Raw genomic sequence first — 17,617 nt, 5'->3', positions numbered from 1 at the left:
CTCATCGCAATCCCATTTTAAATTTTAGGAATAACTCATTATACACGCCGAGTGTTTCTAAACCTAAATTTTCATACACTTCAAGGTTTTCTCTTGCTTTTTCATCAGGATAAAATCGTTCATCGCTTGTAGTTTCTTCATCCATAAATGACAAAGCTGAACTATTTGGCGTGGAATAGCCTACGTAGTCCGCATTTTGCGCTGCCACTTCAGGATCAAGCATGAAATTAATGAATTTATGCGCTCCCTCAACGTTCGTGGATGTTCTCGGGATGACAATATTATCAAACCATAAATTCGAGCCTTCTTCCGGCACGATATAGTCAATGTCGTCGTTTTCATAAATCATATCTGCCGCTTGACCAGACCAAGTCAGTGCGACGGACGCTTCATTATTTATCATTAATTGTGTAACTTCATCACCTATTACAGCTTTGACATTGGGTCCCATCGTTTCCAACTTGTCTGTCGCCTCTTTCAGTTCCTGTAAACTCGTTGAATTTAAAGAGTAGCCAAGTGAATTCAATGATACGCCCATCACTTCACGTGCACTATCTACTATAATCAGCTTTTGACGCAATGAAGCATCCCATAAACTTTCCCAACTCTCAAATGTTTGACCTTCTAATAAGGATGCATTATATGCAATGCCCACAGTTCCCCAAAAATACGGAATCGAATAGTGATTGTCTGGATCAAACGGCAAGTTCATAAAATATGGATCGATATGTTTAATGTTCGGGATTTTCGAGAAATCCAGTGGCAGTAATAGATCCTTTTCTTCCATCATCTGCACAGCGTATTCAGATGGAACCGTTACGTCGTAAGCGGTTCCTCCTTGTTCGATTTTCCCCATCATGCCTTCATTCGAATCGAATGTTTCGTAAATCACTTTAATACCTTCTTCTTCTTCGAATTGAGTCAGAAGATCTGGGTCAATATACTCGCCCCAGTTATATACCGAAATGGTATCTTTACCTTCTTGCCCCGCTTTATGTTCGAGTTGATAATTAGCGAATAACAGGAGACCCGAAACGAGTATGATCGCAAACGCACTGCTAATTAATCCTTTCATTTCTTCACCCCCTGAGGTGATTTCGCTTTATTTCCGATTATATAATAACCAAGCACTAGGACCATAGTGAGTATGAAGATCAAACCGGACAGTGCATTGATTGTCAAAGTGATTCCTGTCCGGGCCATAGAGTAAATTTCCACGGATAACGTCGAGAATCCATTGCCTGTCACGAAAAAAGTAACAGCAAAGTCATCCAATGAATAGGTTAACGCCAGGAAAAAACCAGCGAAAATACCCGGCTTAATATAAGGTAAAATGACACGCGTCAGTATATCTTTACGTGAAGCTCCTAAATCCAGTGCCGCGTCTATTAACGTAGTACTCATTTCTAGCAATTTTGGTAACACCATGATGACGACGATCGGTATACTAAAAGCGATGTGAGAAATCAGCACCGACGCAAAGCCCAATTTCACTCCGATCAATGTGAATAATATTAAGAATGATGCACCGATAATTACATCTGGACTGACGATCAATATATTATTCAGTGACAATACTGTTTGGCGCGCAGATTTATTTTTCATGAAATAAATGGCAAGCGCCCCTATTACGCCAATCGTAGTAGAAAGTAGTCCGGATAATAGTGCAATAATTAGCGTATTTAAAACAATAATTAAAAGACGCGTATCCTGAAATACCGCTTCATAATGCTCTAAAGTGAAGGATTCGAAGTTCGACATCCCACCCCCAGAATTAAAAGAATAATATATGAGGTAAAAAATGGGGGCATATAAAATTACAAAGACTGCTGCCAAATAAATTCTTGGCAAAATTCCTAGTTTCTTCATTTAATAATGCCCCCCTTTTTTCCCGATGTCAGTACCATAATTAAGAACATGAAAATGATTAAAAATACAGCAATCGTTGAACCCATTCCCCAGTTTTGTGTAACAAGGAATTGTTGTTCAATCGCGGTACCGAGTGTAATGACTTTATTGCCAGCGATTAAGCGCGTAATCATAAATAGGGATAATGCCGGAATGAACACAACTTGTACACCCGATTTCACACCATCAGTAGTCATTGGCCAAACCACTCGCTTAAACGTTATCCATGCATTCGCCCCTAAATCTTTTGATGCATCGAGTAAAGTAGGATTGATTTTATCCAAGGAATTAAAGATCGGTAAGATCATAAACGGAATAAATATATAGACAGAAACAAATACGAAACTAAAGTCGGTGAATAATATTTGCTGATTGCCTATACCGATCGCTTCTAAAAAGGCATTGATCGGTCCATACTTCCCCATTAATCCGATAAATGCATAGGTCTTTAACAACAGATTAATCCACGATGGTATGATAATAAGTAACAACCATAATTGCTTATGTTTCGTCTTTGTTAAGAAGTAGGCGGTCGGATACGAAATCAATAGAGCAAAAAAAGTTATGAGAAACGCATACCAAAACGAACTCATCGTTAATTTGAAATAGATCGACGTAAAGAAGTTCCGATAGTTGGCCAGAGTCAAATGGCCCGATAAATCAAAAAACGAGTAATAGACGATGACAGCAATTGGTGCTAGCACAAATAATAACAACCATGCTGCATACGGTGTGGCATATATAAAACGTAACGGATTTTTATTCCTCATCTTCCGCCACTCCAAACGATTCCAGACGTGCATCAAAGTCCGCTTCAGATTCATTCAGACGCATAACATGAATGTCCATCGGTTCAAAATCCAAACCGATTAACGTCCCTACATCCGCAGGTTTCGTTGAATGGACTAGCCACTCATTACCATCTGCGTCATACGTTGAAAGTTCATAGTGTACACCTCGGAATAATTGCGTATCTACAGTGACACTTAATTTCCCTTCTTCAACAGTTGTCATTTCCAAATCTTCAGGACGAATGACAATATCGACCTTTTCATTGGGGTAGAACCCGCCGTCTACACAGGCAAACTGCTTCCCGGTGAATTCCACTAGATAGTCTTCAATGATTCTTCCCGATACCATATTTGACTCACCAATGAAATCTGCAACAAAACGGTTAATCGGTTCATCATAAATATCGATTGGTGTTCCCGACTGTTGAATCTCTCCATTATTCATGACGAAAATCTCATCGGACATCGCGAGCGCTTCCTCCTGATCGTGTGTGACAAAAACAAATGTTTTGCCAAGACGCTGCTGGAGTTCACGCAATTCATATTGCATTTCAGAACGCAACTTCAAATCTAATGCGGATAATGGCTCGTCTAGCAAAATCACTTCAGGATCATTGATGATCGCTCTAGCTATCGCAACACGCTGACGCTGTCCACCCGACATTTCAGTGATTTCACGGGATTCGTATCCTGCTAGATTGACGAACTTCAACGCTTCCTTTACTCGACGATCCACTTCATTCTTTTTCACTTTTTTTATGCGTAAACCAAATGCAACATTTTCATATACGTTCAAATGGGGAAACAATGCATAATCTTGAAATACCGTGTTTACTTGGCGTTCGTTTGCGGGTACAGAATTGATCTTCTTTCCATTAAAGAAGATCGATCCATCTGTCGCCTCTGTAAAACCTGCGATCAAACGTAAAATCGTCGTTTTTCCACATCCTGAAGGTCCAAGTAATGTATAAAACTTACCACGTTCCATTTCAAATGAAACACGGTCAAGAACAGTTGTCGATTCATTGTAGCGTTTTGTGACATTCTCAAAACGAATAATTGGTTCAGTAGTCAATCAATTTCCTCCTTATGTAACGTATGATTTCTTGTAATAAATGAACAGTTGTAAACTTACTTATTATACACAAAATGATAGCGAAATCAACTATCTATAATATGTCGAATGAGAAAATTGCTTACAGGAAAATGGTCATGAAAATTGTTTTTTCGCAAATGACATAGTAGAATGAAACCATATATTGAGGAGGGATTCAGTTGGAAGACCATTTATTTTTTTATTTGGACTCTGATGCCAAGCGGAATCGAAAAGCCGAGCCCGCAACAAAAGAAAATTATCTAGAAGGAATTTTTCTAGTAAACAATAAGAAAATCCGAACGTGGAAAGAGATGGCTTCTCATTGTGTAGAGTGCATGGAACCATTACATTATAGCGATGAATTTGACGCACGTTACTGCAAGGATTGCGATGAATGGCGGGAAATGATTTGCGATCCAAATTGTAAAACTTGTCAAACACGCCCAGTAAAACCTTCTGACTGCAAACAAGATTTTGAGTAAAAACATACTCAAACCCTAAATATATAAGGTTTACCGCTCTTTATACTAATTGTTATTATCTTCAAGTCATCCCAATTGAATTCAACTTGGAACTTTGTTATTCTATATAAGAATTGTGCAACACAGTCATGACGTTGTACAAAAGACTAATTGGGGGTTTTATATAATGGCTGAACGAATGGTAGGTAGACAGGCTCCAGATTTTACAATGGAAGCAGTACTAGCTGATAAATCTTTTGGTAGAGTTAGTTTGCAAGAGAACATTAAAAATGACAAATGGACAGTTCTTTTCTTCTATCCGATGGACTTCACTTTTGTATGTCCAACAGAAATTACTGCTATGTCAGATCGTTACGACGAGTTTGAAGACTTGGATGCAGAAGTAATCGGTGTTTCTACTGATACTATCCATACTCACCTTGCTTGGATCAATACAGATCGTAAAGATAATGGTCTTGAACAACTAAAATACCCACTAGCAGCCGATACTAACCATTCTGTTTCACGCGAATACGGTGTATTGATTGAAGAAGAAGGTATTGCATTGCGCGGCCTTTACATCATCAATCCTGAAGGCGAACTTCAGTATCAGACAGTATTCCACAACAACATTGGCCGTGACGTTGACGAAACTCTTCGTGTACTACAAGCACTACAAACTGGCGGTCTTTGCCCTGCAAACTGGCGTCCAGGTCAAGAAACTCTTTAATTTTTTGGACAACCATCCCCACACGTTACATTAATCGTGGGGATTTTTTTATCACATCATATATAACCACTTAGCTAGGAGGAATTCTTGATGAAATTACGTGAACAAATGCCTGAACTTCAAGGGGCTACTACTTGGTTGAACGGCGAAACTTCTAAATCGGAACTCATTGGAGAAAGACCGACACTTGTACACTTCTGGTCTGTAAGTTGTCACATGTGCAAAGAAGCCATGCCCGATGTAAACAATTTCAGAGATCAGTACAAAGACGAGCTAAATGTTGTGGCTGTACACATGCCTCGTTCAGAAGATGATGTCGATTTGGAACAAATCAAGAACGTAGCAGCAGAGCACGATATTACACAACCAATCTTCGTAGATAGCGAATTAAAGTTAAACGACGCATTTGAAAACCAATATGTCCCTGCCTACTATGTCTTTGACAAAAATGGTCAGTTACGTCACTTTCAAGCTGGCGGCAGTGGTATGAAAATGCTTGAGAAACGTGTGAATCGTGTACTAGACGAAATGAAAAAAGAAGATTAATCTCACCAACGACTCCTTGGCTAAAGGAGTCGTTTTTTCATGTCTACTGTCCTCACAGTATGCCCTACCAAGCACAATACAGACATTGCCAATATTTTATGATACGATTAATGAAAAGTTTTTGGAAAGCGAGCTACCGAATGAATAAAATCCCTACAAATATTGCACTTATTATCCTCATGTTCAATATGTTCATCGCCATGGCTGGTGTCGGCTTGATCATCCCTATTATGCCTGAATTTTTAGCAACTTTCGGGGTGGCAGGACGCGCACTCGGGCTATTAATTGCCATGTTCTCTTTCGCACAATTTATTTTCTCTCCCATTTCAGGAAATCTTTCAGATAAATACGGCAGAAAAAATATTATTATTTTTGGATTGATTATTTACGGTCTTTCTCAACTAGCATTCAGTTTATCAACTGAACTATGGATGCTCTACGTTGCACGATTCTTTTCAGGCTTCGGTGCCGCCTTTATTGTTCCACCTACCATGGCATTTGTAGCAGATATCACATCAATTAAAAACCGTGGTCGTGGAATGGGATTACTTGGCGCTTCCATGTCTTTAGGTTTTATGATAGGTCCTGGAATCGGTGGATTTTTATCTAAAATCAGCTTATACTTCCCATTTTATTTTGCTGCATCGGCTTCTGTTTTAGCAGCAGTCGTGTCTTTACTGCTTCTACCAAATCCTAAGCCAGTAGTACAAGGAATCACACTGAACGAAAACATCTTTCAGCAAATGCGTAGATCTACACAAACTTCGTATTTCGTCATGTTGATTGTCATGTTTGTATTTTCATTCGGATTAGCTAACTTTCAATCCACCATCTCGTTATACGTAGATCAAAAATACAATTACACTCCTTCTCAAATCGCAGTCATCATTACGGTTGGCGGATTTGTCGGCGTCATTATCCAGACATTTGTCATCGATCGTTTGTTCAAACGTTTTGGAGAAATGCGTATCATTCTAATCAACTTAGTCATAGCGGCTTTTGCTATGTTAGGAATTTTATTCGTCAATACATTTTCCACTATTCTTTTGGTTGCAACGATTTTCTCTACTACCACTGCGTTATTACGGCCTGCAGTCAACACGTTAGTGTCGAAACTTGCCGGGCAAGAACAAGGCTACGCAGCCGGTATGATGAATGCCTATATGAGTCTAGGAAACATGATTGGTCCAGCTACAGCGGGATACATATTCGACATCAATAGGGAATCACCCTATATAGTTGGCACGATCATCCTATTACTCTGCTTTATTCTTGCGTTGTACTGGGCTAGGAACAATAAGTCACTTATAGAGTCCGCGAGAACATCATAAACAGTATCGTGATAGTAGTCGAAGGACATTTCTGACAGAGGTTTGCCACTAGTTATACACGATTCTTAATACAAAAAAATGAAGACAAACTCTTTTACTACAGTAGTTTGCCTTCATTATGATGAACTTTCACGATTAGTGGAAGTTTTTTTATTGATCTTTCCTTAATAACTCTGCGTAATCCTGCACAATCTCTACAAATGCTTTCACTTGCTTCAATTCAAATGTGGAACCATATCCAATCAACCATGTATCACGTGTCAGCTCAAACTCTTCTTCACTATTTAGCAGCGGAATCAGATTGACTTTCTCATCCCCTGACAATGTGATGGAAGGCAGTATGGCATAGCCGATCCCTTTTAACGCGAGCTGCTTGCACATTTCAATCTGATCTACTATGATCTGGCGACTTGGATTTTGATTGAAATGCTTATTCCACCAGCGTTGTATTTCCATGTAGTAGTTCGAATCACTTTTATATTGAATGAAGTGTCGGTTGGTGTCTTTTAATTCATCAATGGTTGAGATTTCAGAATCCACTAAATATAACTGATCACGAAATAAGTAGACACGATTACTTTTCCAATCTGTTTGCCCTCTAACAATACCGATATGTGCTTCCCCTTCGTACAAAGCTTTGGAGATTTCTGAACTCCATCCCGTCATCAAAGAAATTTTGGCATCTGGATATAGCGCTACATAGTCTTTCAATACTTGAGGCAGCCAAGTCTGACCAATTATAGAGGCGCAAGCAATCTTCAATGTCCCATGTACTTTATCTTCAAGTGAGGCGATCAATTCCATCGTCTCGTCTTTCTTTGCCAATGATTCCTGTGCGTAGCTGATGACGTGTTCACCCGCTGGCGTCGGTTCTAGGCCTTTTTGTGAACGGATGAACAACTGCATCCCCCACTCTTTTTCAATCGTCTGAAGGCGCTGTGACAAAGCAGGCTGTGACAAGTGAAGACGCTCTGATGCTTTACGCATATTACCTTCTTCAGCCAACGCTTTAATAATATCCAGTTCAATGGTTGACATGATCTTGCACCTTCCCTCGTGGAATTCGTAAAATCAATAATAAGCTAAGAACTGCAAATAATGCAATCGCTATGTACACCCAATGCAATGAGCTTTCTAAACCATGTTGTAAACTGACTAACTCTTGTGTTGTAATCATCGAGCGACCGTCATGGGTTAGCAATGTATTCACGTCATCAATCGTGTAAGGCAATTTCTCTTTCGTAAAATAGGTAATGAGTGCACCATTTAAAATTGCTCCAAACATAGAAGCACCAACTGTATTGCCAAAGTTCTTCATAAACATATTCGCCGCAGTAGCTGAACCTCTTTGTACACGTGGTACGGCCCCTTGAATCGTAACGATGAAAGATGTATTGGTCAGCCCCATTCCAACACCTATGAAGAAGCTTGAACATCCCGCCCATACCGGTCCCAGTGTGATGTTCATGAAGACAAACATCATCGTGCCGATTACCAGAGACACACCGCCAGCAAACGAGACGATAAACGGGCCGAAACGTATGAGTAAATGCCCCGCCAATGAGGATGCTAAAGGCCAGCCAATCGACATGGCAGTTAATGTGAAACCTGCTATGATTGCTGGTTGTTCCATAACTCCGGATACGTAAGTAGGTAAATATGAGGAAACCCCTATTAAAATAACGCCAGTAGTCAACGAGACGAGATTCGCATATAAAATAACAGGGTTTTTCCAAATACTAAACGAGATCAGTGGATCCTTTGCCAGCTTCTCTTGTCTGAAAAACAACCAAAATGATATGCCAGACAGTACAATTAATGCTATGCCGAATGCTGAAAAACGCCCGAATCCTTGACCTCCCTCTACAAGCCAAATTAAGATCGTAGACAATGCAGCCGTCAGTAGAAAAGCACCTTTGTAATCGATAGAAGCCTTTTTAGTTTCTTTTGGTTCATGGAAAAAGAAATAAATGACGCCCATTGATAGTAGTCCGAGCGGGACGTTCACCCAAAATATGTATTGCCAGCTAACGTACTGTACAATCAACCCACCAATTACAGGACCTGAAACTGCCGATACGCCCCACACACTCGACAAGTATCCTTGTATCTTCGCACGCTCTTCCGTTGAATAAATATCACCGATAATCGTAGTCGCAATCGGCATAACAGCCCCTGCTCCTAGACCTTGTATAAGGCGGTAGACGATCAACTGCTCCATCGAGACGGCAAAGCCACAAAGTATGGAACCGATCAAAAAAATCGTCAAGCCCATAAAAAAAATTGGCTTTCGCCCAAATAAATCCGCTAACTTTCCATAAATTAACACCGTCACAGTACTCATTAATAAATAAGATGAGAATATCCAACTATATCGTGAAAACCCACCTAATTCAGAAGCAATCGTCGGCATCGCAGTAGTAACAATTGTCGCCTCCACTGCCCCTACAAACATAGCAAGCATCACGGCAGCAAGAACAAAGGGCCGATTCGTTTCCTTGCGCACAGCTATTTCAACTCCTTCTATTAGAAAAAGACTCCTCTATCGGAGCCCTTTACCATTTTACTATAGTACTTGCTTTACTGCTCTATTCCAGTAGATGTATTACACGTTGTAAATGTACTTTTTAAATTCTTTCATAACCACACGTCTCGTAATAATGCCGGCAAATGTTCCATCTTCTTCAGTGACGCATAAAAACGGATGATTAATCAATAAATCTACTGCACGTTGAAAACGGTCATTCACACGAATCGTTGGTAGATTCGTATCCATAATTTCATCTACTTTTATATCTTCTAATCTTTCATATTCAATGCGTTCCATACCTAAAATAGAATCTGTAATCATTCCGATCCCGAGGAGCCCTTTCAAATGATACTGATTATCCAGTACAGGGATGGCAGAATAGCCTGTCTTGGTCAAAACTAGTAATGCATGCTCTGCATTATTGCCAATTTGCACGTGAGCAACTTTTTCCGAAGAAATAATTTGATCTACGATGGGCGCGGTAAGAAAATCTTTATTGTTTATAGAAACCATTGGTGATCGCTCCTTCTGTTCTTCATCTACATACATGTACCTAAAAGTCCGTTTACAGCTTCATATCTATCATACCACAAAAAGCCAATTCCCACCTCAAAAGAAAGCGGATTCACAAAACAAAAAAACCTCTTTCATGAATAGAAAGAGGCCCAGTAATAAAAAATGACGACAAAGATAAAAGCTGAAGCAACCATGATGATCCACAGTAACGGGTTCATTGCATATGGATGCTCCGCTGCAATATCAGGTATTTTGTTCTTTTCGTTCAACTGAAAAGAACGACTTGTTTTCCTAACTCCAGCTAGTCCGATCCCCAGCATAATGGCTGCTACAAACACCATGGGCCATAACCAAAAATCCCACATCATAACTCCCTCCTTTTCGCTCATACTATAGTAAAGAGCATGTGCAATTAGTGAGTAAGTATGCGGATTTTACGCTCAGTGGATTATTCGCAAGTAGACGCTCTCCATTTACTGTACAACAGATTTGCCCTTGTGTATTTTTTACACACTAAACATAAAGCAGATATCATACTTGTTTACATCTTACTTTATATATTTTTTAATCAGAACTTGCGTTCCTTTTTCCCCATAACCTTTTGCAAGTAAATCTGCATACATATCATGAGCGAGCTGTAACCCTGGCAATTTAAGATTCAGTCTTTCTGATTCCTGTAATGCAATATGTAAATCCTTCACAAAATGTTTTACATAAAACCCCGGTTCATAATTTTCGTTAATAATTCGTGGTCCAAGATCAGATAAACTAAATGAATTCGCTGCACCCGACGTGACGGATTGTAACATCGTATCCGGATCAAGACCCGATTCCATAGCGTACGCAATCGCTTCGCATGCCCCTATCATATTTCCAGCGACTGTAATTTGATTGCACATTTTAGCGTGTTGTCCCGCTCCCGCTTCTCCTTGATAGACAATTTGTTTGCCGAAAACAGATAAAATCGGTAATAATTTTTCAAATACTTCTTTTTGACCTCCACACATAATAGATAGCGTACCATTTCGAGCTCCAGTATCCCCACCCGATACAGGCGCATCCAGTGAATCCATTTGTAACGATGCCGCCCTTTCTGCAATGGCAATAGCTAGTTCCGGACTCGAAGTCGTCATATCTACTACGATTTGAGAAGGATGACCGTTCGCCAATATACCTTGAGCCGATAAATACACTTCTTCCACATCAGCGGGCATACCGATCATCGTAAAAATAATATCCGCATGTTCAATAGCTTCCGCTACATTGTTTGCCCATTTTGCCCCTAGTGCTACAAGCGGTTCAGCTTTTGATTTCGTTCTAGTGAATACGGTTACTTCATAAGATGCCGTAAGCAAATGCTTGACGATACTCGAACCCATGACACCCGTTCCAATGAATGCAATCTTTTCTTTTTGCATATTTTCACTCCTCATTATGTATGCTGATCTCTATCGTACAGAAGTTCAAATATTTTTACAATTAAACATAAAAAGAGGACCAATACAAGATTGGTCCACAAAAGGGGGAAATGAGAATGTTGCTGTGTTCTTTTATATTGTTCCCACTTTTATTATGAGTTAAACATTCATTTCGCATAAATTCAAGGCAATTGTATTTCTTTTTTATCATTGAATTCATTAATTAATACATCTAATTTATGACTAAGTTCAATGGTAGCTTCGGCGTTCATACCATACTTTTCCGCAGCCTGAATTAATTGCTCTCTAACACGTTCTATTTCTAGTTTGCAATTACGCACTACTTGCACACCTTCCATCTGTAAATACTCTACTCTTTAATATACCAACAACATACTATGATTAAACCGAAATACTATCGATATTTTTCGACAAAATGTATAGATCAATTTTTCTATAGTTTCTGAAGATAAGACTTTACGTTTTGCAGATTATAAGGCAAACTATAAAGGAATTCCCATAATACAGTTTCGTATTTTTGCTTAACATGAATAATAACTGAAGAAAGGGTGGTTAGAATGACGATTGCTGAAATTGGTGATATCATCGAATTCAAAGAAGGCTTACAAGGAATTGTTGAGAAAGTGAACGAAAACTCTGTAATTGTAGACTTAACGTATATGGAAGACTTCGACGAATCGGTAATGCATGAAAAAACAGTGATTAACCATAAACGTTACATCATCCTACACAACAGCACACAAGATTGAAACCTTCTTCGCTGTGATCCGTCCAATTAGATAGAATAGTATATGAAGGAGTGGTACAAATGAACAACAAATGGCGTATTATTTTCACTTCACTAACCGCCTCTATCATGCTTGCAGCGTGCGGAACATCTGATGCAGAACCAGAAAAAGATACAACAGGTAATGCTATAGAAGAACCTGCTGCTCCTGAAACAGATGTAGAAGAAAGTACTTCTTCCGAAAATGAAGCAGAAATTGAAACAGACACAGAAGGAGAAGCAACCGAAGAGGCGATGAAAGATGCCGTGGAAACAACAAGCGATGAACAAGAATACTCCATGATGGTGCTCCCTGGATATACACTGACAAGTGAAGAACCAGGCAGAGACAGTCTATATCTTGACGAAGACAGTGAAATGTTTATGCGAATTGAAGCTATAGCTATTGATGAAGAATCGTATTCTTTCGATGAACTCTATGAAAATATGGAAGAGTTATTGACGGCTTCAAGTGACGGGGAAACACCAGTCGAGATTATAGATGAAACAGATCTTCCACAAGCTGATGATATTAAATCGGTTAAAGGTGCGGTCGTAGATTCTACTGAAGGTTATTTCACAGGCTATGTCATTGAACGTGAAGACAAGTTAATTCGTGCAACCATTTATGCCAAAGAAGATAACGAACATGTGGAAGAATTCAAAGACATGGCAGCTACCATCAAGTAATATTGCCAATGCAAAAAGGCCGATCCCTTTGGATCGGCCTTTTATTAGTTGAACTCTCCGTCATTTCGATGATATTACAGGAATTAGAGGAAATGATAAATGGAAGACCGTTCCTTTCCCCATTTCACTAGTAACGGATATAGTTCCTCCATGTTCTTGAACGGTTTTTTTAACGAATGGAAGTCCTAAACCAGTTCCGTCTGGTTTGTCTGTCACAAATGGCAAGAAAATAGTTTCAAGCATTTCTTCTCCTATTCCAGCCCCCGTATCGGATATAAAGATATCCACATTTTGCCGATCCCCTTCGCTTATTATGATAGACAATGTATCATTTGCCTCCATAGCTTCCATTGCATTCTTAATCAAATTTATAAATACCTGTTTAATACGACTGGGATTTGCTTGAATTAGTAAAGATCCCTTGGCATTAAATTCATTCACTAAATGAATTTGATCCAATAACGCTTTAGGACGGAGCAATATTAGTACTTCTTCTACTAAAACAGATAACGAAAATATAGTGATTTCGTCAACTGCTGGTTTTGATAGGACTAACATTTCATTCAATATCTCGTTCATGCGCTTGACTTCGTCTTGAATAACACTGACATACATTTTTGCATTACCCGTTACTTCGTGTTCCAGAAGTTGGAGAAACCCTTGTAATGTCGTCATCGGATTACGTACTTCATGTGCAATACTTGCGGCAATTTCCCCAGTCGTGCATAATTGATCGGAGTGCGCCAGTTGCTCAAATAGGCGTTCTTGTTCAGTAATGTCTACAAACCGCAGGATAAACATTTGTGTTTTACAGTCCAACATCAAAATAACCTCTTGGTAGCGCTGTATTCCTTTAGATGTGTAAGACATCTTCACTGTCGAAGATTCCTGTGTTAGTGCTTTTAAGATATATTCTTCAAAAGTAAACGGAGAAATTGGCGTCATTAAATTAAAAATATCTTGTAGATGTAAAAGTTCACTTGAAGGTTGGTAAGGAAATATCTCCGAGAATAAATCATTCGCCGAAATGATATAACCCGATTCATTCACTAATGCCATTGGCATAATCGCCTTTACATAGGCACTTTCATAAAGTTGATTCAGTTTATCATTTTGTTCACCAATTTTTATTGTTAAAATCGCCCTACCGCTATATTGCTGGTATATAATATAACAAGGCTCAGGTTTTTTATTCTGCACATCTAGATGACCAGTCAATACATTTTGATCAGCTATCGTTTCTTCTTTTAACAGAAGTAAACGTTTCTCTATTTGTTCCAACAAGCTTTGATCAAATAATTCAGATATATGATGCGGTATAAAGTTTTTAGGCATTAGTAATTTAACAGCTTCTGTCATATCAAGAATATCGCCATCTTCATCTAAGACGATTTTAAAAAGTGAACTTTCTAGATAACGATTGATATTTAGTGTTTTCAACACTGTGGCAGTACCCCCTCAACTCAATTGCACCTATCTATTATGCACTTGTATAGCATTACAAACTTTGTAAATAATTTCTGAGTGATTCTTATTATGCCATATTGACGCTCTTGTTCACATAGGACTATAGTCCGCTTTTGTTTTTCCAATTATTTATTTTATTTTAAGATTAGGAGTTTTACTATGAATATTGTCTTATCTACTTTGAATGCTAAATATATACACACGAATATCGCAATACGTTATTTAAAGGCGTATGCAGCACCAGAATTTCATTGTGAGCTAGCGGAATTCACCATTCACGATCCTACACTTTCTATCGTTTCAGAGCTGTATCAACATACACCAGACGTCGTTGGCTTCAGCGTGTATATCTGGAATATAGAAGAAACTATAAAAGTGATTCGTCTGCTAAAACTAACAAGCCCTAAAACCGTTATAGTCTGTGGTGGGCCTGAAGTGACATACGATTATGACCAATGGTTAGAAAGGGTTCCGGAAATCGATATTATCGCGATAGGTGAAGGCGAAAAAACCTTTAAAGATATACTTCAAGCAGTAGATGGACAATCAGATCTCTCCTCTGTACAAGGTATTGCCTATCGAACAGACGGAAAGTTGAAGATCACAGCTCCAGGTCCTAAATTGGATCTACGTGAACTGCCTTCCCCTTTTCGTTTCCCAGAGGATATTGCACATCTGTCAAATCGTGTCATGTACATTGAAACAAGCCGCGGCTGTCCATTCTCTTGTCAATTCTGCCTTTCTTCAATAGAAGTCGGTGTTCGATACTTCAATCGAGACGCAATAAAAGAAGACATTCGCTATTTAATGCAGAACGGTGCTAAGACCATTAAATTTGTCGATCGCACCTTCAATATTAGTAGAAGTTATGCGATGGAAATGTTTCAGTTTCTTATAGATGAACACCTACCCGGCACTGTATTTCAGTTTGAAATAACTGGCGATATCATGCGACCAGAAGTGATCCAGTTTTTAAACGAAAATGCACCGAAGGGCCTGTTCCGATTTGAAATCGGGGTTCAATCTACTAATGATTTAACAAATGAACTAGTTAAGAGAAGACAAAATTTCACTAAATTATCTCGCACGGTCACGATGGTTAAAGAAGGCGGAAAAATTGATCAGCATCTTGACTTAATTGCCGGACTACCCGAAGAAGATTATGCGTCTTTCCGTGACACGTTTAATGAAGTGTTTGCTTTACGACCTGAAGAATTACAATTAGGCTTTTTGAAACTACTGCGCGGTACTGGTTTACGTATCCAAGCAGAACAATATGGGTATCGTTACATCGACACCGCTCCTTATGAAATTGTATCAAATAACGTCCTGTCCTTTGATGATATGCTAAAGATCAAACAAACAGAAGACATTCTCGAAAAATATTGGAATTCAGGTCGATTTATACACTCTATGGAATATATCGTAACGGAATTGGTCGATACACCTTTTGACTTCTTCCAACTGTTCGGAGATTTTTGGGAAAAACAAGGCTGGTCACGAATCGGTCATCAGTTCGAAGACTTATTCACTCGCTTGGAACGTTTCCTAGAAGAAGTATTGAAAATTGATACGTCTATTGCAGTTAGTCTATTGAAGATGGATTATTTACTTCACCAAAAGTTCTTACCTAGAAAGATCTGGTGGAATACTGTAGTAACAGAAGAACAGCTAAAAGAAGTTTATCAGACCATTTTACGTTCTCCACACTTGCTCGGTGATTCATTTGAGTCGACTGGTTATACGGAACGAACTATCCGGAAGCAAGTTTTCGTTACGAAAACCTCTGCTCAATTGAAAGAAGATCTTTCTGTCATAAAAAATCCTGGGTATCTTATTGTACAATACACTCCAGGTGAAAAAGCACAGCACTACCATTTGCCCGAACAAGTACTGGAAACTGTCTCTCCATAATAAAACCGCAGCACGCGAAAATTCGCTTGCTGCGGTTTTTATTTCGACTTAACCGATAATGACACGCTCTTTTGGATAATGATACGGTGTTTTATTCGATTTGCCACCGATTGTATAAATGAACGATATCAACCCTACTCGTCCAATGAACATCAGTACCATAATAATCAACTTACCGAACACTGATAAATCCCCTGTAATACCAAGTGACATACCACACGTTCCGAAAGCTGATGTGATTTCAAATAGCAATGGAATAACAGGAATCCCAGGCTCTGTAAGTAACAGTAATAGTAATGCCGCCAACACCATAAAACACGCGACAAGAATAACTGCATACGAACGGAATACGTCAATCAATTTAATTTGGCGTTTAAAAATGTGTATGACGTCATTCCCCTTTGCAAAGTTAATGAGAAATAATAACGCAATGGCAAATGTTGTCGTACGGATCCCTCCGCCTACAGAACTTGGCGAAGCACCAATGAACATAAGCGCACTAACAAAAATATCTGTTGCTTCACTGAATTGCGTCACGTCGTATGTCACAAGACCTGCAGAGCGCGCAGAAACCGAATGGAATAATGCGGTGAAAAATTGTTGGTGCCAACTCATTCCTTTAAATGAATTGAATGATTCTAACAACCAAATAGTTAATGTACCCACTAGTAATAAAACACCGAATGTCGACGTCGTAATCTTCGTAAAAAGTGAAAAGCGAAAATGGGGTACTTTTTTCGAAAAGAAGCTCTTCACTTCGATTAGGACGGGAAATCCAATAGCACCTAAAATAATCAAGATCATCAATATCAGTTGCACGAAATAATCATCATGATAAGGCATCATCGATGAACCGGTAATATCAAACCCCGCATTCGTAGTGGCAGACACCGCCATGAACATACCGTTCAACAACGCTTCACTAAATGAATTATAAAAACGATAAATATATAGTGTTAAAATACCGCCACCAATAATCTCAATGGCTACGATCAATTGAATGATTTGACGAATTAATTGAACGACGCCTTGTAATGTGTACTGATTGGTGTCAATCATAATCAATTGCCGCTCTCTCATGCCGATTTTCTTCTTTACAAGTAGCCAGAAAAAAGTTCCTAATGACATGATGCCGATACCACCGAGCTGAAGCACGAGCATGATCATGCAAAGGCCGAATACGGAGTACGTTTCCCCGATACTAATAGGCGTCAATCCTGTTACGCTCACTGCGCTCACTGCGGTAAACAAGCTATCTATAATGGCCACTTTCACACCTGGTTTATATACACCTGGCAAGTTCAGTAAAAGAAAAGAGGATGCAATCGCCAAAAAGTAGTAGAAAGCGATAATCTGTGCTGGCGTAAACTTATGAAAAACTTCCCTGGAAAGCCTCATCTTTTTCAAATTCCTTTCATAACGGAAACTTCAT

At 39.1% G+C, this 17,617-nt stretch carries 19 protein-coding genes; 7 read left to right on the top strand and 12 right to left on the bottom strand.

From position 1 onward, the window contains the following. Nucleotide 1 precedes the first annotated feature (1 nt). The 4 genes from SporoP17a_RS14300 to SporoP17a_RS14285 are packed head-to-tail and all read right to left on the bottom strand — an operon-like array spanning nucleotide 2 to nucleotide 3,774. Entirely contained in the window at nucleotides 2-1,075 is a 1,074-nt protein-coding gene (locus tag SporoP17a_RS14300; protein ID WP_083035306.1) for an ABC transporter substrate-binding protein, read from the bottom strand. Then, the gene (locus SporoP17a_RS14295; protein ID WP_083035305.1) at nucleotides 1,072-1,869 is read right to left on the bottom strand and encodes an ABC transporter permease; all 798 of its coding nucleotides are present in this window, start codon (nucleotides 1,867-1,869) and stop codon (nucleotides 1,072-1,074) included. The genes SporoP17a_RS14300 and SporoP17a_RS14295 overlap by 4 nt, the downstream gene beginning before the upstream one ends. Next, nucleotides 1,866-2,678 carry an ABC transporter permease gene (locus SporoP17a_RS14290; RefSeq protein WP_083035304.1) on the bottom strand — a complete coding sequence of 271 codons (813 nt, stop codon included), beginning with the start codon at nucleotides 2,676-2,678 and terminating at the stop codon, nucleotides 1,866-1,868. The genes SporoP17a_RS14295 and SporoP17a_RS14290 overlap by 4 nt, the downstream gene beginning before the upstream one ends. Continuing rightward, nucleotides 2,668-3,774, bottom strand: coding sequence for an ABC transporter ATP-binding protein (locus SporoP17a_RS14285; RefSeq protein WP_083035303.1), 1,107 nt, complete (start codon nucleotides 3,772-3,774; stop codon nucleotides 2,668-2,670). The genes SporoP17a_RS14290 and SporoP17a_RS14285 overlap by 11 nt, the downstream gene beginning before the upstream one ends. A 200-nt stretch (nucleotides 3,775-3,974) precedes the next feature. Here SporoP17a_RS14285 and SporoP17a_RS14280 point away from each other — a divergent pair, with 200 nt between their 5' ends. From SporoP17a_RS14280 to SporoP17a_RS14265, 4 genes are all read left to right on the top strand, one after another. Further along, a complete protein-coding gene (locus SporoP17a_RS14280; protein ID WP_083035302.1) occupies nucleotides 3,975-4,277 on the top strand; it encodes a hypothetical protein in 303 nt (100 codons plus the stop codon). 166 nt (nucleotides 4,278-4,443) lie between these two features. Then, nucleotides 4,444-4,986, top strand: coding sequence for a peroxiredoxin (locus SporoP17a_RS14275; RefSeq protein WP_083035301.1), 543 nt, complete (start codon nucleotides 4,444-4,446; stop codon nucleotides 4,984-4,986). Between the two features lie 90 nt (nucleotides 4,987-5,076). Further along, the gene (locus tag SporoP17a_RS14270) at nucleotides 5,077-5,532 is read left to right on the top strand and encodes a TlpA family protein disulfide reductase (protein WP_083035300.1); all 456 of its coding nucleotides are present in this window, start codon (nucleotides 5,077-5,079) and stop codon (nucleotides 5,530-5,532) included. Nucleotides 5,533-5,672: 140 nt separating this feature from the next. Continuing rightward, nucleotides 5,673-6,863, top strand: a complete 1,191-nt coding sequence (locus SporoP17a_RS14265) for an MFS transporter (protein ID WP_335695489.1) — start codon at nucleotides 5,673-5,675, stop codon at nucleotides 6,861-6,863. A 150-nt stretch (nucleotides 6,864-7,013) separates the two neighbouring features. Here SporoP17a_RS14265 and SporoP17a_RS14260 read toward each other — a convergent pair whose 3' ends face one another. From SporoP17a_RS14260 to SporoP17a_RS14235, 6 genes are all read right to left on the bottom strand, one after another. Next, nucleotides 7,014-7,901 (bottom strand): transcriptional regulator CcpC, encoded by an 888-nt coding sequence (locus SporoP17a_RS14260; RefSeq protein WP_083035298.1) that lies wholly within the window; start codon nucleotides 7,899-7,901, stop codon nucleotides 7,014-7,016. Then, nucleotides 7,888-9,327, bottom strand: coding sequence for an MDR family MFS transporter (locus SporoP17a_RS14255; RefSeq protein WP_167693468.1), 1,440 nt, complete (start codon nucleotides 9,325-9,327; stop codon nucleotides 7,888-7,890). The genes SporoP17a_RS14260 and SporoP17a_RS14255 overlap by 14 nt, the downstream gene beginning before the upstream one ends. 141 nt (nucleotides 9,328-9,468) lie before the next feature. Then, nucleotides 9,469-9,906 carry a cyclic-di-AMP-binding protein CbpB gene (gene cbpB, locus SporoP17a_RS14250; protein ID WP_083035296.1) on the bottom strand — a complete coding sequence of 146 codons (438 nt, stop codon included), beginning with the start codon at nucleotides 9,904-9,906 and terminating at the stop codon, nucleotides 9,469-9,471. Between the two features lie 134 nt (nucleotides 9,907-10,040). Next, entirely contained in the window at nucleotides 10,041-10,274 is a 234-nt protein-coding gene (locus SporoP17a_RS14245) for a hypothetical protein (protein WP_083035295.1), read from the bottom strand. A 183-nt stretch (nucleotides 10,275-10,457) separates the two neighbouring features. After that, nucleotides 10,458-11,327 (bottom strand): NAD(P)-dependent oxidoreductase, encoded by an 870-nt coding sequence (locus tag SporoP17a_RS14240; RefSeq protein ID WP_083035294.1) that lies wholly within the window; start codon nucleotides 11,325-11,327, stop codon nucleotides 10,458-10,460. Between the two features lie 182 nt (nucleotides 11,328-11,509). After that, nucleotides 11,510-11,686, bottom strand: a complete 177-nt coding sequence (locus SporoP17a_RS14235) for an aspartyl-phosphate phosphatase Spo0E family protein (RefSeq protein WP_083035293.1) — start codon at nucleotides 11,684-11,686, stop codon at nucleotides 11,510-11,512. A 219-nt stretch (nucleotides 11,687-11,905) separates the two neighbouring features. On the opposite strand from SporoP17a_RS14235, the gene SporoP17a_RS14230 reads away from it, so the two are divergent. Further along, nucleotides 11,906-12,097 carry a YkvS family protein gene (locus tag SporoP17a_RS14230; protein ID WP_083035292.1) on the top strand — a complete coding sequence of 64 codons (192 nt, stop codon included), beginning with the start codon at nucleotides 11,906-11,908 and terminating at the stop codon, nucleotides 12,095-12,097. Nucleotides 12,098-12,156: 59 nt separating this feature from the next. Then, the gene (locus tag SporoP17a_RS14225) at nucleotides 12,157-12,804 is read left to right on the top strand and encodes a DUF874 domain-containing protein (RefSeq protein WP_083035291.1); all 648 of its coding nucleotides are present in this window, start codon (nucleotides 12,157-12,159) and stop codon (nucleotides 12,802-12,804) included. Nucleotides 12,805-12,864: 60 nt separating this feature from the next. Here the strand turns inward: SporoP17a_RS14225 and SporoP17a_RS14220 are convergent, their stop codons facing one another. Continuing rightward, the gene (locus SporoP17a_RS14220) at nucleotides 12,865-14,247 is read right to left on the bottom strand and encodes an ATP-binding protein (protein ID WP_083035290.1); all 1,383 of its coding nucleotides are present in this window, start codon (nucleotides 14,245-14,247) and stop codon (nucleotides 12,865-12,867) included. A 183-nt stretch (nucleotides 14,248-14,430) separates the two neighbouring features. Here SporoP17a_RS14220 and SporoP17a_RS14215 point away from each other — a divergent pair, with 183 nt between their 5' ends. Continuing rightward, the gene (locus tag SporoP17a_RS14215) at nucleotides 14,431-16,185 is read left to right on the top strand and encodes a B12-binding domain-containing radical SAM protein (protein ID WP_083035289.1); all 1,755 of its coding nucleotides are present in this window, start codon (nucleotides 14,431-14,433) and stop codon (nucleotides 16,183-16,185) included. Between the two features lie 48 nt (nucleotides 16,186-16,233). Here the strand turns inward: SporoP17a_RS14215 and SporoP17a_RS14210 are convergent, their stop codons facing one another. Further along, nucleotides 16,234-17,583 carry a TrkH family potassium uptake protein gene (locus tag SporoP17a_RS14210; RefSeq protein ID WP_083035288.1) on the bottom strand — a complete coding sequence of 450 codons (1,350 nt, stop codon included), beginning with the start codon at nucleotides 17,581-17,583 and terminating at the stop codon, nucleotides 16,234-16,236. Between the last annotated feature and the right edge of the window lie 34 nt (nucleotides 17,584-17,617).

The organism is Sporosarcina ureae, assembly GCF_002082015.1.
GTDB classification, from domain to species: Bacteria; Bacillota; Bacilli; order Bacillales_A; family Planococcaceae; genus Sporosarcina; species Sporosarcina ureae_A.
The sequence above is the reverse complement of the archived record's forward strand: the minus strand, read 5'-3'. Positions and strand labels throughout refer to the sequence as shown.